Here is a 17,201-nt window from a genome sequence, read left to right as displayed (position 1 = left end):
CCCATGCCCAATCAGAACTCCTCCGTCCGCCGGATCACCGGCCGCGCCGCTGCCCTGAAGACCTCGGTGGGAGCACTCGCCCTTGCCGTGTCGTTGGCAGGATGCAGCGCGGCTGCATCCACCACGGGCTCCTCAAGCATCAACACCGCCGGGTCGGCCACAGCCGCTACCGCTGCTGGGACCTCGCAGAACTCCGCCACGGACGCCAGCGCGGACGCCATCACCGAGGACACCCACTACGATGCCGACGACCTCACCTGGGACTCGGCAGACGAAGTGGGTGTCACGCTCGCTGACGCGGCGAGCAGCGCAGACAGTGACGGTGTCACAATCGACGGCGACACCGTCACCATCACCGCGGCGGGCACCTACCGGCTTTCCGGCAGCCTGTCCGACGGGCAGATCGTCATCACCGCGGGAGAGGAAGACGTGGTCCGCGTCATCCTCGACGACGTGGAGCTAACCAGCAGCACCGGTTCACCGTTCGTGGTCAATTCCGCCAACGAAGCCTTGGTCTTCCTAGCGGACGGCAGCACCAACAGCCTCACCGACGCCGGGACCTACTCAGACACCGGCACCGACGCCCCGAACGCACCCCTGTACTCCATGGCGGACCTGACTATCGCCGGCACCGGAGCGCTGACGGTCAACGGCAACTCAAACAACGGCATCGTCTCCAAAGACGGCCTGGTCCTGGCCGCAGGCGACGTCACGGTAAACGCAGCCGATGACGGCATCGTGGGCAAGGACTATCTGGCCCTGCTTGGCGGCCGCTACAACGTCAGGGCCGGCGGGGACGGCGTGAAGGCAACCAACGAGGAGGACGAGGGCCGCGGCTGGTTCACCGTCTACGGCGGGGAGCTGACCGCGTCCTCCGGCGATGACGGCCTCAAGGCGGCCACACTGCTCACCGTCAACGCGGGAACAGTGAACGTCATCGACTCGGTGGAGGCAGTCGAAGCGCAGCACATCGCGATCAACGGCGGCACTGTGGACGTCACCGCCAGTAACGACGGCGTAAATGCCGCGGGCGGCACCACGTCCACGGCCGCAACACAGGGCGGAGCCGGCGGCGGAATGGGCGGCCCGGGCGGTGGCGGTTCGATGGAAGTCGGCGACTACACCGTCAGCGTGACAGGCGGAGAGCTCACGATCAACTCCGAAGGTGACGGCCTGGACTCCAACGGGAACGCCAGCATCACCGGCGGCACCGTGGTGGTCAACGGCCCCACTAGCGACGGCAACGGCGCGCTGGATGTGAACGGCGATTTGACCGTCGACGGCGGAACGCTCGCGGCCGCAGGAAGTGCAGGGATGGCGGGAACGCCGGCGGAATCCTCGACGCAGTCGGGGATACAAGTAACCTTCGGATCCGCCGTTCCGGCTGGAACGCTCATCCAGATAGCCGACGCCGACGGCAACATCGTCGCCTCCTTCACCCCGGCCAAAGACACCGCATCGCTCGTCTACTCCACGGCGGAAATTACGGCCGGCGAAACCTACACCGTCCACACCGGCGGCACCGAGGGAAGCCTCGACGGGGCAGAAGAAGCCGGTACGGTCGTCGCCGGAGAGTACTCGCAGCAGCACTTCGGTCCCGGCTTCTAATACTCGCGCCCGCAGCAGCCGCCGCCGTCCCCAGAGGACGGCGGCGGCCTCTGGGGACGGCAGAGGCCAGCGGGAATATCCATGAGGCATATAAGAGAACAACGACGTGAACTTTCCGGGCGGACCACGTGCGCCATCGACGGCCAGCCCGAGTGCCGGTTCTGGGCCAGCCACTCGGTCTCCGACGTGTCGGACAAGTTCCATACCTTCAACCAGTAGATGACAGCGCCGCCAGCGCGTTTGGTGCACCGCCACCACCGGGCGGCGTTCCTCAGGCGAGTACTCGCTGAGCATCGGAGTACCCTACAGAGACGTCAAATGGTTCCCTGGCAGGGACACCCAGAACGGTCCAAGTCGCGCTCTGGCCGTACGTATCATGCTGCCGCGGCCCGTCCGCCGACCTGGCCGCCCAGTGCGGCGGCCACGTCTGGCCCGCTGGCTGCGCCAACACCCACCTCCTCGCTACCCTCCCGCCCAGTGCCTTCCCCGGCTGCGACGAAACTGAGGTCCACCAGTTCCTCCGGGCCTACGCCGCCCGGTAGGCGACCTCGCCCCTTGGTCCTGCTGTCATATGCGCCGTTATCGGCGGTTGAGTCCGGGGCGTGACCGTCTTGAGGTGAAGGTCCGGGTTGTGGCCGGTGGGGTGGAGGGTTGCCGCGTGGGAGGACGGGGTGGCCGCGGTTATTGGGTGCAGGCCTGGACCCCTATTTCCGGGGCGGTCTCTTCCACCCGGCCGCGGTAGCGGACATCGTCGGGCCCGGTGGCTTCGATCTGGTCGCCAGGACGAAGGTCGAGGCCATCAAGGCGGGCAGGAGTGGGAGTACGTTCGACCGGTTCGGTTTCGGACGTCATGGAGGGAACAGTCACGGGTGTTCCTGCTTTCGTAAGGTGGGTAGCAGTGAGCCGGGTAAGTCTCTGCCGCCCGCCATTTCCGGCTGGCCGCTGCATCCGGCGAGGCATCGGTGCCTGACGTGTTGACGGGTGCAGCGCTTCGGAATACTCCCTTACGTATTTTCACTCCAACCGGGGTGTTGGGCGGCAGACGAATCAGTAGGCCCGGCGCGGTGCAGCGTCCTTCTTTTCCTTGATGGCAGGGGAGCGGGGCGGAACTTCCCTGCATCTGGGCCAGTTGTAGAGGTAGGCTGCGGTGATTCCGCCGGCCAGCCCGAGTAACAAGGAGCGCGACGTGGGAATGTTCGACAAGCTGGTCCAAAAGGGCAAGAAAATGGCCGTTGACTATGCCAAGGAACAACTGTCCGGGCGTGACAGTAAGCAGCGCAGCGACGACGGCTACCGCAGCGATGCCGGGTACCGGCAGGACAACCGGTACGCTCAGCCGTATCCTTCCGCCGGCGGCCCGCAGAACAACCAGCAACCAGGCGCGGGCAGGCCGATGCAGGGCACCGGCCAAGGCACCAACGCGGACCAAGAGGCGATCGCCAAGTACAAGTACATGCTGCGCACGGCACCGCCGGAAGACATGGAAAGGGCGCATGCCGAGGCCTTCGCCCGGCTGAGCCCGCAGCAGCGCAGGATGCTGCAAGAGGAGTTGAACACCCAGCTGCCCTCATCCGAACGTCCCCGTTCCGACGCTCCCAACGACTTGGCCAGATCAGCGACACGGGCCGAAATGTCGAGGCCCGGGTTCATGGAGAAGATCCTTGGTTCCGGCACCAAGAGCGGCCCCGGACGCCGTACAGGCGCAGGACTGGCCGCAGGAGCGGCAGGTGGCCTGGGCCTCGGGCTGCTGGCAGGAGTCGCCGGCGGTTTCGCCGCCTCCGCCATCGCCGGTCCCTTGCTGGACGGTTTCTCCGGACTCGAAGAGGGGATCACCGGCGCAACTGAAGGACTCGACGAGGGGATCACCGGTGCCACCGAGGGACTGAGCGACGGTGTCACAGCCGCCGGAGAAGGCCTCACCGATCAAGCCCGAGGACTCTTCGACGGTCTGCTCGGCGGCGGTGAACTCCCAAACGACTGGCAACTCTGAAACCCCTGCCAAGCTGAAGAGCCGGTATCGCGCGGTCGTCGTGCAGGCCGTGGAGCATGGCCTGTTGCGATGGGCGGGCGCCGTACGCGCTCCGAACGGTCATGCCCTGGGCTTGAGCCCGCGAGGATGTGTGGGCACTGGCACTCAGACGAGGGCGCTGAAGGCCTCGGCTTTGTCCTTTGTTCCCTGGACGATGATTTGGTCATGTAGAGCACGGTCTGCGGGGTGGTGTGTTCCCCTTGCCCGCCTCTGCGTTTTACGGCGACCACGGTGATGTATTTGGAGCGAAGCTGCAGTACGTCCAGCGGGCGGTCCTGTGCCACGGCGGCCGGGTGGTGCGGATCATGACGAAGTTGTCTTCGAATTCGACGTGTTCAGCATGGCCCCGCGGACCAGGCCCAAGTCATGTTCAGGCCGGATCACGTGGTGCACCGCGCTACCAGCCAGTTGCGCTGGACGCTAAAGAGAGTTGTGTTTGCGCCGGTACATTGGCAGGTTTCTGCCATCAATTACCCTGTCTATTCCCCTGGATGCGGTGCTACGTTTGACCCCAGATGCTCTACCGGGATACCGCATTTAGAAGAACTCTTGGGGAGGTTGGCTAAATGTTCGCGGGGCGTCTCAAAGGGTGTGCTCCCTCGATGATGTTGGGGATCCGAGGGAGCCGCACCTTTGCCAGGAATGCGGCTTCCAAACGCGTCATATGCGCCGTTATCGGCATTTCCGCCGTCGATGCTGGTTGGCCCAGACGTCGGGAACGGGGCCACAGGCCTTTTTGGTTCCATTCGGTTGCTTTCGAATGTTGGGTCGTCGTTAGGCGATTCCGGCTGTATTGGCATCCTTCGATCGTGGGGCGTCTCCTTTTTGACGATGAGGACGACAAAGGTTATGAGTGTTGGCATGATGCAGGACGCCCGGTGAGGAGGTAGGCGGCCGCTGTGGAGGGACCCGCGCCTATGGGTGCGGTTGTAGCCCCGTCGCAGCGCGTTTATAAAGCACCGCAGCTGATTTGACACGGCCCGGGGAGTAAAAGAAACTTTACATGTAAAGTGGACTGTACACGCATAGGGGGAGCCAGACATGACGATCCAACGGGCGCGCACTAAATGGGGACGCACAAAGTTCGGAACCGGGCGCACGCCGGCTATGGCTATCGCCATTCCTTGCGGCTTGATCCTCGGTGCAGCGCTGGGCGGACTGTCCGTTCTCGTTGGTATCACTGAATCGAACCCCGTACTCGGTGGCTTGGTATTCGCCCTCTGCCTCACCATGCCGGCAATCGCCCTTGTGTACGTCCTTATTGTTGATCGGAACACGCTCGACGGAGCGGCTGAACGACCGGAGGATTCCGTCGAATCCGGATGGTATGACCGCGCGGCTGCAGGTTCCTTCACAGATCTCATCCTCGCGCTCGGAGTGGGCGCGACTATTCTTGCGTTCATACCCCGCGACTTCCCTGCAGACCTGAAGCTCGTCCTTCCAGCAGTCATCGCGTTGTGCTTCGCCTCCTTCGGCATCCGGTACCTGATCCTTCGACAAAAGGGCTGAGGTGAGGAACCTCGTCAACGAATCCCGTCAACGGCTCCAGTGGTCCCAACAACGGCTCGCCGACGAACTAGGCGTATCGCGTCAAACCATCATTTCCATCGAACGCGGGAAATTTGACCCGTCGCTGCCGCTGGCCTTCCGGCTGGCAGCGATCTTCGGCAGCACGATCGAGGAGCTCTTTTTCCCTGACGACCAAACGTCCTGACGACGACTGAACAGTCAGATGACCCGCTGCCTCGGCCACTCATCCTCAGTTACCGCTGCCCTCGAAGACGAAAGTCTCCGGCATCAGTGAACGTCTGCCAGGCCAGGCCTATGGTTCCTGATGTCCCAGGCTCAAGGTCATCTCCCAGTCCTTTTTGCTGTAGCGCAGGGCAGTGGCTTCCTTCTTGAACCGGACGGATACGCGGGAGTTCCCATGGACGTCTTCTATCCGTCCGGCCTCCCTGACCTGACCGTCCCGGCCGCGGAGATTCACCGTCGCACCGATCAGTGCAGTTTGGTTCCAATCGTGAACTATCCGGGAAATGGTCATCTTGTCCTGGTCGCATCGGCTATGGCGGGGCTTCTCCGGCCGCGGGCCGGTGTGCTGGGATCCGGGCGGGCGCGCCTCCACTGATCCCCCCGGATCACAATTACTCTATCAATTAGATTTATCCCAGTCACCACCCGGAAGCTAGAAACGTACTGCGGTGCTAAAGCGTGCCTCTGGTACCGGTAGGGCTGCAGGATGCTGCCGGGACAGCCGCGGCGGAGAAGGGATCAGCATGCAAACAGTAATGATGGACGGCGGCGAAGGGGGAGCGTTGGAAGCGCTGGTTGGTGAGGCCATGGTGGCGCTCCTTGCTGCCGCAGGGGTGGTCCATGTGTTGGCATCGCTGGTGATGCTGGCCAGTACGAAACGCATGCGTCCGGGTGCCAGGACTTTTTTACTGGCTGTGTCCCTCTTGGTCCCTGTTATCGGGCCGGTCCTGGCTGTGTTCACAGCCTGGTCGGCACGTCAAGCCGCCAGCTCTGGACAACAGTCAGGGCGGTGGGTCTGACCGTTGGCCGTTACGAGGCTACCGTCTTGCGGCGACAAAGCCGGGTTATGGCTCTTTCAGCCGATACAGACAGGGTACGAACTATACGAAGTCCTGACAGGAGAATGACGTCTTAGACTGCAAACAGAATCTTCGTAAGTGGCAGGAAACAGTAATCCAAAGGCACTGACTCCTTTACTCATTTTGAGTAGAGGAGTCAGATTCCATCGTTGCTCCAACCGGCCTTGGGCATCGCTTACCCGTCCGCCACGGCTTCTCCCGTGACGCCGTACGGTAATGCCCTCGCCCAGTTCAACGGTGAAGGACGCTGCCAAACCATGCACGGTTAGGTCGAAACACACCTTCCCGAACACTTCTCCCAAGCGCCGAACGCGTACCTCACAAAGCATTGTGGGCAGCAAAGTTCCGCTGCCCACAACCGGGGACAATCCTCATAGGTTATCCACCGCTACGGCTGCCGGGGAGCTACCCCAACGGCTCCCAAATCTTCAGCCGTGGATAACCCGAATTGACCCCAATCATGGACATCTCAAAGCCACCGTAGGTTCCGGCATGACAACCAGAAATCAATCAACGATTGTCTTTGGCAATCCCCACTGAGATTTCCTAGGGTCGAAAGTAGGAACGGCTTTGCTGCTTTGCAACTTGTCTCGCCCTCATACAGCACCATCGTGCGTCCGAAGTTCTGACACCTTCAGACCATTACTGGGCCGCAGAGGGTCACAACAGCCGACGAACCGCGTCATATGCTCCGTTATCGTTCGTTTGAAGGCGGTCCGTTGCTGGCTCACACCGATACCCTGGCCCTCAGGGCGGGTCGAGTACCGCGGCCTAGGAAATCGCGAACCACTGGCGGCAGGGAAACCAACAGAATGAGGCAGGAACCGAAGATCAGCACGCCAAATCCGAGCCACCAGTAGCCGACTGTTCCCACGATCCCGCCCACAAAGAAGAGCCCGACCAGGGCACTGAGTACACCAAGCTTTTCGCTATCGGCAGCTACGCGGGGTGCATTGCCAGTGCGATAGACCAATCGACCCAGCTCCGCGGCAATATCCGTGACCATACCCGTGACATGCGTGGTGCGCACGGGGAAGTCTCGAATCCTGGTGATGAGAGCATTCTGCAACCCCATAGTGAAGCACAGCGGCGCCACGAGCACTTCTTCGTACCAGGGGCCCTCCACCATGCCGGCGAGCAGCCCGATGAGTAACATCAACAGTCCCTCGATCACCAAGACATTTGCATAGCGGCTGGAAAGCCGTCGTCGTCGGCCCCAGATGAAGACGACGGTGCAGGTCATAGCCCCGAGCACGAACGAAAAAATGCTCAGTAGGCCCGCGCCAACCATTCCCCAGTCGGCAGCCATGACATGATCGGCCGACGATGCAGTCATGCCGGTCATATGGGAGGTGTACAGTCCGACTGCGACGAAGCCGACTGAATTCAGGGCGCCTGCGATCACGACCAGGAGGTAGGCCAGATGCCGATCGAACAGCGGTGTGCGCCGTGGGCCGGAGAGCAACTGGGCGTAGCGGAATATCCGGGGCAACATGCAGCCACAGTAGTGACACCGGGTAACGGCAAGATTATATCCGCGTAAAGATTCCTCGTAACTTCAGGCTAAACGAGCTGCAAATAACCGCCCGTTTCCTGATCGCCAGTCACAGCCCTGACCACATAATGGAGCTCAATGGGAGTGAGCCAATTTTCAAGGACGGGGTCGTCGCGGTAGGCCAGAAAATGGGATCAAGATTCAGGCATGATGGAAAGGCAATGAGAGGAGGGGCCATGCCCCAGGGGTACACCCATATTGTGGTAGGTGCCGGAGCGATCGGCTCCGCAGCTGCCTATTGGCTGTCTCGACGGCCCGGAACCCGCGTTCTGGTCATAGAACAGTTCGATCTTGTCAACACGCTTAATTCTTCCGGCGATGTTTCCCGGATCATCCGCCATGCCTACCACAGCACGGACTACACCAGGCTGACGGGCGCGATGTTTGAAACCTGGTCGGAGATCGAGGAACGCTCCGGCTTGAAGCTGTACACCAAGACCGGCGGCCTCGACATGGCCACATCGTCGGACGAAAGCCGGGCAGAACTTGATACATACCGCAGTGCACTGGCTGCTGAAGGTATTCCTTACGAAGATCTCACGGCCGCTGAAATTCGCGCCCGGTATCCTCAGTGGCGCGTGGACGACGACGTCACCGGCATGTATCAGGAAGCCGGTGGTCTGGTTGATATCCGAAAGACGGTGGCGGCCCATACGTCCCTGGCCATGGCCAACGGAGCTGAATTCCGTCCCCATACTAAGGTCACCGGCATTGATGTGCACGCCGCAAGCGTTACCGTGCGGACTTCGGCAGGGCAGTTCCATGCGGACAACCTGGTCGTTGCGGCTGCATCCTGGCTTAGTGAGCTCATGCCTGATCTCGGCCTCAACTACCGGCTTACCCTGTCGCAGGAGCAGGTTAGCTATTTCACGTCCCGGAACCTTCCCGAGTACACGCCTGAGAAGTTCCCCATTTGGATTTTCCATGGGGAGCAGACCTTCTATGGTTTCCCCGTCTACGGAGAGCCTGCCATCAAACTAGCCCGTGATCTACGTGGCCGATTCATCAGCAGTGACGAACGCGTCTATGAAGGAGACGATGCGGAGGCGGTCGTCCTTCGCAGCTTCCTTGAACGGTACCTGCCGGGTGCTGTTGGTCCTGTGTATGCCAATAAGACCTGCGTGTATGACATGGCACCGGATAGGGATTTTGTCATGGACACCCTTCCCGGAAGTCCGCACGTCGCTGTATTCAATGGAGCAGGTCATGCCGGAAAATTCGCAAGCCTCGCCGGCAAGATCCTTGCCGAGCTGGTCACTGACGGAAGCACTGCCCTTCCGATCGAGCCGTTCTCGCTTCTTCGCCCGGCAATCACGGATCCCGCCTTCAAACCTGTTTTCCGATTTGCTGAAAAACACCAGGATCTGCTCTAACCACTCGCTAGCGTGCTCATGATCTAGCCAGCGTGGAACTAGAGGAATCGTTGCTGGCTCCACCGAGTGCACCGCCGCGCTCCGGTGACATCAAGGTCCGGGCCAGCTCGGTTTTTTGTCACGACCCAACAATCGGGTCCTGACTTCGAGAGAGACCGCTGGGCTCGACCTCTTTCTCTAGCCGTTGACGTATGCGCCGTTATCGGCGGTTGTTCTTTGAACCGTGGCTGCGAGGCGGTTTTGAAGCCAGCTTTTCCGGGGCAGGACCGTCGCCTTTCGAGCGAGGGTTTGATTGGAAACTTTCTTCTGCAGAGGAACGGTTGAGTATTGTAAACGATATTGTTTACAATACCCTAAGTGGCCGTACTAGTTGTGGAGGCGAACGGGATGACAGCCATTGACGGAGTGGGGAGCAGGGCTCTTCCGGCCAGTGAGCTTGCCGGGGTGCTGCGGGAGGCCATTGTCCGTGGAGAGTTTGTGCCCAAGCAGCGGTTGGTGGAGGCTGATCTTGCGGCTGAGTATGGTTCCAGCCGGGGTAATGTGCGCGTGGCTCTTTCGGAGCTGATCGTCGAGGGTCTCGTGGAGAAGATCCAGAACCGGGGTGCACGGGTCAGAGCGGTTTCGGTCGAGGAAGCCGTGGAGATCACTGAGGTCCGCGGGGCATTGGAAGCACTATGTGCGCGGAAGGCGGCGGAGCGTATTTCCGATCCGGACGCGGACGAGCTACGCGGGCTCGCTCACCGCATGGAGGACGCCGTTACGCGAGGGGACCGGGAGACGTATTCGGAGTGCAACCAGCGGCTTCATGCCAAGATCATTGAAATCAGTGCCCAGCACACGGCGGCGGCCACGATCGACCGGTTGCGGGGGCAGGCTGTGCGTTTCCAGTTCCGTCTGGCCAGGCAGCCGGGCCGCCCCAGCGTCTCCCTCCCGCAACACCTTGCGATTATCGATGCGGTGTGCAGGCACGACCCGGATGCGGCATCAGAAGCCATGAGGCTGCACCTGGAAAGCGTCGCTGACGCGATCCGTGCCGCGGGCGCATGATAAGCCGCGCCTCCTTGTGACCGACCCGCAACGGATATAGAGCCCCGGCAAGTGATGAGCCGGGGCTCTTCTTTTTATCGTGATGTGCTTCTCCTGTGGAAACCGGTACTGCCCCGGAACGGCGTGACTCTTGACACATGTTGCCACGATTGCTAACAATAGTGCTAACAAACTTTCGAAGGAGGCCCATGTCACATCATCCTCAGCCCACCGAACGCGCACGGGAACTTGTGCGGAACTCGTACGACGTCCACGTCCACATCGCACCGGATGTGATGAAGCGGCGCATTGATGACATTGGTCTGGCGGCCCGTTACGCACAGCTGGGTCTGGCCGGGTTCGTCATCAAGTCCCACTACACTCCGACCGCCGAGCGTGCAGAGCAGGTGCGGAAGATCCAGCCCGGGGTGGATGCCCTGGGCGCCATCACGCTGAACGCCTCGGTGGGCGGATTGAACCCGGTTGCTGTCGAAATCGCCGCCCGCGGCGGAGCCCAGTTCGTGTGGCTGCCCACGGTGGACAGCTCCAATCAGCGCTCGTGCCTCGCGGAGGAACCCGAGGGCGCCAAGCCTCCCATGTGGGCGCAGCTGCAGGAGGACCTGAAGGCGGCGGGCATGGAAGCACCGTCTGTAAACCTCTTCGGCGAGGACGGGGAACCGGTCCTCGCCGCCCGCCAGGTGCTCGAGGTGATCGCGAAACATGACATGACGCTGGCCACCGGTCACCTGCACTCGAACGAGTCCGGGCAGATCGTCCCGGTGGCTGTGGATGCCGGCGTCAAGCGGATAGTGATTACCCACCCCGAATTCACGTCGCAGCGCATGGTCCTGGATCGACAGCGCGAACTTGCCGACCGGGGTGCTTTGCTGGAGCGCTGCCTGACGACTCCGCTGACCGGCAAAGTTTCCTGGGACGTTTGGTTTGACCACATCCGTGATGCCGGCCCGGAGAACTCCGTCGTCAGCAGCGACCTGGGTCAGCCGTTCAATCCGCCGGTCGAGGACGGGCTCGCGATCGCCGCGGACCTGTTGCTTGAGCGCGGATTTACCGAAGAAGAGGTGCGGATCATGACGGTGCACAACAGCCGCTGGCTCGCCGGCGCCGAACCGCTTGACGATGCCCCGTCGCATCACCACGCCAAAAAGGGGGCAACGGTATGAGCGCAGTGCTGGAGGTCAAAGGGCTAACCAAAAGATTCCTTCGCGAGGACACCGCAACGATAGCCTTGCGGGACTTCAACCTCTCGATCGAGGAGGGCAGCTTCGTCACGATCCTGGGCCGCAGCGGCTGCGGGAAGTCGACCATGCTGAACCTGCTCTCCGGGTTGACGAAACCAAGTTCCGGCACCGTGGAGTACCAGGGGGTCCCGCATACGGGGCCGACCGTCGACATCGGTTACCTCACCCAGTCCGACACGCTGATGCCGTGGCGCGAGGTGCTGCGCAACGTCGAAATGCCGATGGAACTGCAGGGCGTGCCCCAGCAGGAGCGGAAGCGCCGCGCGATGGAGCTGATCGGCAAGGTAGGGCTGTCCGGGTTCGAGCACACCTATCCGGCCGAGCTGTCCGGCGGCATGCGACGCCGGGCCAGCCTAGCGCGCATGCTCGCAGGCGGGGCGGGCACAGTGCTCATGGACGAGCCTTTCGGGGCTCTTGACGCGCAATTGCGCAGCGAGCTGCAGGAGGAGCTGCTGGAGCTGTGGCAGGCGGAGAGGTTCACGGTCGTCTTCGTGACCCACGACATTGAAGAGGCGCTTATTCTCGCCGACCGCGTCGTGGTGCTGGGTCCGCTGGGCCGGTTCCTGCGCGATGAACAAATCAACATCGAGCGTCCGCGGTCCCTCGACGAGACCCGCGTGCACCCGGAATTCGTCCGGCTCCACAAGGAGCTTGCAACTGCCCTGAAGGAAGGAGCCACGGCATGATCATCAGCAAGAAGGCACCGGAAGCCACCGAGGTCGCCACCGAGATCGAGCCCGACGCGCCGCGCCAGGCCTCCGCCGGCGGGCCCATCCGGGAGACCGTGCAACGCACATGGTGGGACAGGAACCGCCGCGAAGTCGTGGTCTGGGCGCTGCGCGCCCTGTTGCTCGGAACGTTTCTCATCGTCTGGGAGCTTGCTTCCGGGACGCTGATCGACGGCACATTCATCAGCAAGCCCACCGACATCGCCGAGCGCCTCGTCGAATGGATCCAAGACGGCACCCTGGCCATTCACACCTGGATCACACTCCAGGAGATTCTCCTGGGCTTCTTCATCGGCGCGCTGGTCGGCGCCGTCGTCGGATACATCCTGGCCTCCATCAACCTGCTCTATCAGGTACTGGACCCCTTCATGCTGGCCCTGTACTCGATCCCCAAGGTGGCGCTGGCTCCGCTGTTCATCGTGTGGTTCGGCATCGGTATCGAGATGAAGGTGCTCCTCGCCGCGGTCAGCGTTTTCTTCCTCGTCTTCCTCAACACTGCGGCCGGCGTCCGCGAGGTGGACAAGGGCCTCATCGACGCTGTTCGGCTCATGGGCGGCACACGCTGGGACATCGTGCGCAAAGTCGTGCTGCCCGCTTCGATGACAGGGTTGCTCACCGGCCTGAAAGTGGCCATCCCCTACGCGCTGATCGGTGCGGTCATCGGCGAGCTCGTCGCCTCCAACCAGGGACTGGGCTACCTCATCAACGCAGCGGCTGCACAGTTCGACACCGCCGGCGTCTTCGCGACCATCGTGGTGCTCACCATCGTCGCGGCCATCCTCAACCTCGGCGTCACTACCTTGGGGCGCCGCGTCAACAAATGGAAGCCCGCGGACCAGCACTAGCGTGCCGGTCCTGACAGAAAGTGGATGAAAACATGACCCTGACCCCCACCACCCGCGGACTCAGCCGACGGCACTTCCTGGCCTCCGTCGGAGCCGTCTCCGCCCTTGGCGTCTTGACCGCGTGCAATCCGGCCGTCACCGGCGGCGGGGAAGGCGGAAATTCCACAGCGGCCCTGAACATCGGCCAGATCAGCGATTCCGTGGCCTTCTTCCCGCTCTTCGTGGCGGAGCAACAGGGATTCTTCACGGAGGAGAACGTCACCCTGGGCGACCGTCCGCGTCTGGGCACCGGCGCCAAGCTGGCGGCCGCCCTGAGGTCCGGCAGCATTGACCTCGGTGCCGGCGTCATCACCGACGCCTTTAACCTGGCATCCATCGACGACAACGCCCGCCTCGTCTCGTCCCTGGTATCTGAGTACTACGTCGACGTCGTGGTGGGCTCAGGATTCACCGGAGCAGACGCAGAATCTTCTCTGGAAGAGAAGATCAATGCCCTCGTCGGCAAGAATATCGGCATCACCGGACCCGGCTCCGGAACCGAAGCGGTGCTGACGTACCTCTTCCAACTGGTGGGCAAAGACGCGCAACGGGACGCCACGCTGGTCAACCTCGGCGCCGCCGCATCGGCGGCAGTCGGAGCGCTGACTGCCGGCCGGGTCGACGCCCTGTCGTTCTTCCAACCCATCGGCCAGATGGTGGAGACCGCCGGCGACGGCTCGATCCTGATCTCTCCGCAGCGCGGTGACGTCCCGCAGCTGGCCGGGGCGCTGCACGGCGTGGTGTTCAGCTCAGAGGCCCTGATCGGACAGAAGGCGGAGCAGGTGGCCGGCTTCAACCGGGCCATCGACAAGGCCCTCGCCTTCGTCCGCGACGACAGGGAAGCGGCCCGGAGCCTGCTCGAGGAATACCTGCAGCAAACCTCAGCTCCCACCCTGGATGCGCTGATGGAGATCCTTCCGCAGGAGCTGGCGGAGTCCTCGGCGATCAACCAAGAGGCCTACGAGACCGCCCGCACCTTCCACTTGGAGAGCGGGCTGGTCGAGGACGCACCGGAGTACGACACCTTCGTGCTCGAAAGCGCCGCCGGGTAACTGTAACTTCATCCCGGATAACACCACCGGCCCCGCCGGCCCCGCGCACCGCCATCCGTCCTCGCTACTGCGGATGGAGGTGACTCTTCCACGGCTGGCGAGGTCATGGTCCGGTCCCTGAGGCCGCCCCCGGCCGGCACCGTTCACGCCGCATTTTCCTAGTGCAGCACTTTTTTCGAGGAGGACCACCGATGATCATCGACTGTCACGGCCACTACACCACCGCACCCCCGGCACTGGGGGCGTGGCGCGACCAGCAGATCGCCGGCCTTGAGGACCCGTCGGTGGCTGCCAGCCCCACAGACCTGCAGATCAGCGATGACGAGTTGCGGGAAAGCATCGAGGGCAACCAGCTGCGGCTGATGGATGAGCGCGGGATCGACATGACGGTCTTCTCGCCCCGTGCGTCCTTCATGGCCCACCACGTCGGGGATTTCGAGACATCCTCGCAGTGGGCGGCGATCTGCAACGAGCTCTGCTACCGGGTCAGCGCACTCTACCCGGAGCGTTTCGTGCCCGCAGCGATGCTGCCTCAGTCCCCCGGCGCGGACCCGGCCACCTGCCTGCCGGAGCTCACGCGGTGCGTCGAGGAGTACGGAGCCGTCGCCCTGAACCTCAACCCAGACCCCTCGGGCGGGCACTGGAGCGCTCCACCGCTGACGGACCGTTCGTGGTACCCCATCTACGAGAAGATGGTCGAGTACGACATCCCGGCGATGGTCCATGTCAGCACCAGCATCAATCCGGCCTTCCACACGACCGGCGCCCACTACCTCAACGCCGACACCACCGCGTTCATGCAACTGGTGCAGGGCGACCTGTTCGCCGACTTCCCGACGTTGCGCCTAATCATCCCGCACGGCGGCGGCGCGGTGCCCTACCACTGGGGCCGCTTCCGCGGCCTGGCCATGGCGCTGGGCAAGCCGCCGCTGGAGGAACACGTACTGGGCAACGTCTTTTTCGACACCTGCGTCTACCACCAGCCCGGTATCGACCTGCTGCTCAAAGTCGTCCCGAGCCAAAACATCCTCTTCGCCTCCGAGATGATCGGCGCTGTCCGCGATATCGACCCGTGCAGCGGTCACCACTTCGACGACACCCGCCGTTACACCGAAGCGGCCGGGCTGTCGGCGGCCGACCTGTCCGCCGTCCAGGAGCATAACGCCCGCACCGTCTATCCACGCCTCGACGCCCTGCTCACCGCGCAGGATCGCCGGTCCCGCGCGAAGACCGCACCATGACCGCCCAGGCAAGCCCACCCGAGGAGCGCCCAGTGACGCCAGAACCCGCAGGCATCGACCAAACCATCGACCATCAGAGGAGCCGGCCCGCCATGCAGGAGCTCGGAGTTGTCCACCGCACCATCGCCCGAGCGGCACGTGCCGACGTCGAGGCACTGGCGCCGTTCGGGGTCAGCACCATCCACGAGGCCATGGGCCGACTGGGCCTGATGCGCCCCTACATCCGGCCGGTTTACCCGTCCGCCAAAATGTGCGGCACGGCGGTGACCGTGCTGCTGCAGCCCGGCGACAACTGGATGCTCCACGTTGCCGCCGAACAGGTACAGCCCGGCGACGTCCTCGTGGCCGCGTGCACGACCGAGAGCGAGGACGGCTTCTTCGGCGAACTGCTGGCCACCTCCGTGCGCGCCCGCGGCGCGGCCGGACTCGTGATCGACGGCGGCTGCCGCGACGTCGGAGCGCTGCAGGAAATGGACTTCCCCGTCTTCAGCCGTGCGATCAACTCCAAGGGCACCATCAAAGCCACCCTCGGCTCGGTCAACGTCCCTGTCGTGTGCGCCAACGCCCTGGTCAACCCCGGCGACGTGGTCATCGCCGACATCGATGGCGTTGTCGTCGTCCCCGCCGCCCGGGCCGCCCAAGTTGCCGAAGCGGCCCGTCAGCGCGAAGACAGAGAAGAGTCCAAGCGCCAGCGCTTCGCCGCAGGCGAGCTCGGTCTCGATATCTACTCAATGCGGGAACCCCTGGCAGCCGCCGGCCTGCGCTACATCGACTAACAAGAAGCCCGACCGGGACCGAACCTAAAGTCATATCAATCGGGACGCGCAGGGGCCATTTCTATCCTGCGATAGAAACACCGGCTGCAGTTCTTCCCGCACACACAGCGTGACAGAAGCGCCGTTATCGGATGGGAGGATCATTCGGGGGCCGAAGCGCTTTTAGGAGTCCACGACGTCGAATTGCTTCGCTCTGGCCTGCACGGCGTCACGCACGAGTCGAACCGATCGTGTTACAGGTTTGCTTCCTGAGCGCACAAGATCGATGTTAATGCGTTCGTGCGGGTGGATTGGTACCCACCGGCCCAAAGGACTGCCGAAAGACCTCGGCTGAGGCGCCGCAACTCCAATCCCCATGTCACTTTCCACCATGAAGATCACGTGCCTGATGCTGGAGACCTGTGCAACGATTTTCGCCTTTGGGAGGTGCCTGATGAGACCGGCGCCGACCGTTGTGTCCGGGCGCATGGCCACCAGGGGGAACTCGCCGAGTTCGTCCCAGGTAATCCGGTCGCGGGTGTAGAGCGAGTGCCCTGGCATCACATAAGCCGACATCACAGTTGAAGCCAGAGTTGATTGCGGTGCCAAGCCCTGTGAGAGGGAAGCGGGGCCCGTCAGCAGTGCGAAGTCCAGGGATCCGCGCTCAACATGCTCCAGAAGTTCGGGGGACGCCGCCTCGAGAAGCACAGGCTGGATGCCCATGTGGATCTTCCGCAGTTCGGCGATGACCGGAGTGACGATGGAGGCGGCCAAGGCTGGGTTCGCGCCGATGTTGACGACACCTGACAGGTCGTCGGTCAATCCAAGGGCGGTCTCAACAAGGGTGCGTTGGGCAGCTATCAGTCCCAGCGCATCCTCGAAGATCCTTTTTCCCGCGTCGGTGATCGAGACTCCGTGGCGCCCTCTGTTTAGGAGGACTATGTTGAGTTCCTCCTCCAACGCCGTGATTTGACCGCTCATCACAGACTGGGCCACACCGAGGTGCTCGGCGGCGGCACGCATCGATCCCGAACGCGCCGCTTCCACAAAGTAAATCACTCGCTCAACCCGCATGTGTT

The 17,201-nt window shown here is 62.8% G+C and carries 17 protein-coding genes; 13 read left to right on the top strand and 4 right to left on the bottom strand.

Annotated features, from left to right (window positions below):
- Positions 1 to 3 precede the first annotated feature (3 nt).
- Positions 4 to 1,608, top strand: coding sequence for a carbohydrate-binding domain-containing protein (locus tag AC3A4M_RS15505; RefSeq protein WP_498736694.1), 1,605 nt, complete (start codon positions 4 to 6; stop codon positions 1,606 to 1,608).
- Positions 1,609 to 1,689: 81 nt separating this feature from the next.
- On the top strand, positions 1,690 to 1,827 hold the full coding sequence (locus AC3A4M_RS15500) for a hypothetical protein (RefSeq protein WP_498736692.1): 138 nt from the start codon (positions 1,690 to 1,692) through the stop codon (positions 1,825 to 1,827).
- A gap of 462 nt (positions 1,828 to 2,289) precedes the next feature.
- On the opposite strand, the gene AC3A4M_RS15495 is transcribed toward AC3A4M_RS15500, so the two are convergent.
- The gene (locus AC3A4M_RS15495) at positions 2,290 to 2,475 is read right to left on the bottom strand and encodes a hypothetical protein (protein ID WP_498736690.1); all 186 of its coding nucleotides are present in this window, start codon (positions 2,473 to 2,475) and stop codon (positions 2,290 to 2,292) included.
- Between the two features lie 325 nt (positions 2,476 to 2,800).
- Between AC3A4M_RS15495 and AC3A4M_RS15490 the strand changes: the two genes are divergently transcribed.
- The 3 genes from AC3A4M_RS15490 to AC3A4M_RS15480 all read left to right on the top strand — a co-directional run bounded on the left by AC3A4M_RS15490 (position 2,801) and on the right by AC3A4M_RS15480 (position 5,351).
- Positions 2,801 to 3,598, top strand: a complete 798-nt coding sequence (locus AC3A4M_RS15490; RefSeq protein ID WP_498736739.1) for a hypothetical protein — start codon at positions 2,801 to 2,803, stop codon at positions 3,596 to 3,598.
- Between the two features lie 1,080 nt (positions 3,599 to 4,678).
- Entirely contained in the window at positions 4,679 to 5,146 is a 468-nt protein-coding gene (locus AC3A4M_RS15485; protein WP_498736689.1) for a hypothetical protein, read from the top strand.
- Position 5,147: 1 nt separating this feature from the next.
- Positions 5,148 to 5,351 (top strand): helix-turn-helix transcriptional regulator, encoded by a 204-nt coding sequence (locus tag AC3A4M_RS15480; protein WP_498736687.1) that lies wholly within the window; start codon positions 5,148 to 5,150, stop codon positions 5,349 to 5,351.
- A gap of 108 nt (positions 5,352 to 5,459) precedes the next feature.
- On the opposite strand, the gene AC3A4M_RS15475 is transcribed toward AC3A4M_RS15480, so the two are convergent.
- Complete coding sequence (locus tag AC3A4M_RS15475; RefSeq protein WP_498736686.1) at positions 5,460 to 5,681, bottom strand: hypothetical protein; 222 nt, start codon at positions 5,679 to 5,681, stop codon at positions 5,460 to 5,462.
- A 1,295-nt stretch (positions 5,682 to 6,976) separates the two neighbouring features.
- Complete coding sequence (locus AC3A4M_RS15470; RefSeq protein WP_498736684.1) at positions 6,977 to 7,744, bottom strand: YoaK family protein; 768 nt, start codon at positions 7,742 to 7,744, stop codon at positions 6,977 to 6,979.
- A gap of 236 nt (positions 7,745 to 7,980) precedes the next feature.
- Between AC3A4M_RS15470 and solA the strand changes: the two genes are divergently transcribed.
- The 8 genes from solA to ligK all read left to right on the top strand — a co-directional run bounded on the left by solA (position 7,981) and on the right by ligK (position 16,143).
- Positions 7,981 to 9,177 (top strand): N-methyl-L-tryptophan oxidase, encoded by a 1,197-nt coding sequence (gene solA / locus AC3A4M_RS15465; RefSeq protein ID WP_498736682.1) that lies wholly within the window; start codon positions 7,981 to 7,983, stop codon positions 9,175 to 9,177.
- A gap of 387 nt (positions 9,178 to 9,564) precedes the next feature.
- Positions 9,565 to 10,224: a GntR family transcriptional regulator gene (locus AC3A4M_RS15460; protein WP_498736738.1), complete on the top strand. Its 660-nt coding sequence runs from the start codon at positions 9,565 to 9,567 to the stop codon at positions 10,222 to 10,224.
- A 188-nt stretch (positions 10,225 to 10,412) separates the two neighbouring features.
- The gene (locus AC3A4M_RS15455; RefSeq protein ID WP_498736680.1) at positions 10,413 to 11,384 is read left to right on the top strand and encodes a DUF6282 family protein; all 972 of its coding nucleotides are present in this window, start codon (positions 10,413 to 10,415) and stop codon (positions 11,382 to 11,384) included.
- Positions 11,381 to 12,148 carry an ABC transporter ATP-binding protein gene (locus AC3A4M_RS15450; protein WP_498736678.1) on the top strand — a complete coding sequence of 256 codons (768 nt, stop codon included), beginning with the start codon at positions 11,381 to 11,383 and terminating at the stop codon, positions 12,146 to 12,148. Before AC3A4M_RS15455 ends, AC3A4M_RS15450 begins: the two co-directional genes overlap by 4 nt.
- Positions 12,145 to 13,035 carry an ABC transporter permease gene (locus AC3A4M_RS15445; RefSeq protein WP_498736676.1) on the top strand — a complete coding sequence of 297 codons (891 nt, stop codon included), beginning with the start codon at positions 12,145 to 12,147 and terminating at the stop codon, positions 13,033 to 13,035. The genes AC3A4M_RS15450 and AC3A4M_RS15445 overlap by 4 nt, the downstream gene beginning before the upstream one ends.
- A 32-nt stretch (positions 13,036 to 13,067) precedes the next feature.
- Entirely contained in the window at positions 13,068 to 14,126 is a 1,059-nt protein-coding gene (locus tag AC3A4M_RS15440; RefSeq protein ID WP_498736674.1) for an ABC transporter substrate-binding protein, read from the top strand.
- Positions 14,127 to 14,317: 191 nt separating this feature from the next.
- On the top strand, positions 14,318 to 15,367 hold the full coding sequence (locus AC3A4M_RS15435) for an amidohydrolase family protein (RefSeq protein WP_498736672.1): 1,050 nt from the start codon (positions 14,318 to 14,320) through the stop codon (positions 15,365 to 15,367).
- A 92-nt stretch (positions 15,368 to 15,459) separates the two neighbouring features.
- Entirely contained in the window at positions 15,460 to 16,143 is a 684-nt protein-coding gene (ligK, locus tag AC3A4M_RS15430; protein ID WP_498736737.1) for a 4-carboxy-4-hydroxy-2-oxoadipate aldolase/oxaloacetate decarboxylase, read from the top strand.
- A 162-nt stretch (positions 16,144 to 16,305) separates the two neighbouring features.
- On the opposite strand, the gene AC3A4M_RS15425 is transcribed toward ligK, so the two are convergent.
- Positions 16,306 to 17,196, bottom strand: coding sequence for a LysR family transcriptional regulator (locus AC3A4M_RS15425; RefSeq protein ID WP_498736670.1), 891 nt, complete (start codon positions 17,194 to 17,196; stop codon positions 16,306 to 16,308).
- Positions 17,197 to 17,201: the final 5 nt, after the last annotated feature.

This window comes from Arthrobacter sp. Soil_C_60, assembly GCF_057656375.1.
Note: the sequence above shows the minus strand (reverse complement) of the source record. Positions and strands in the feature narration are given on the sequence as shown.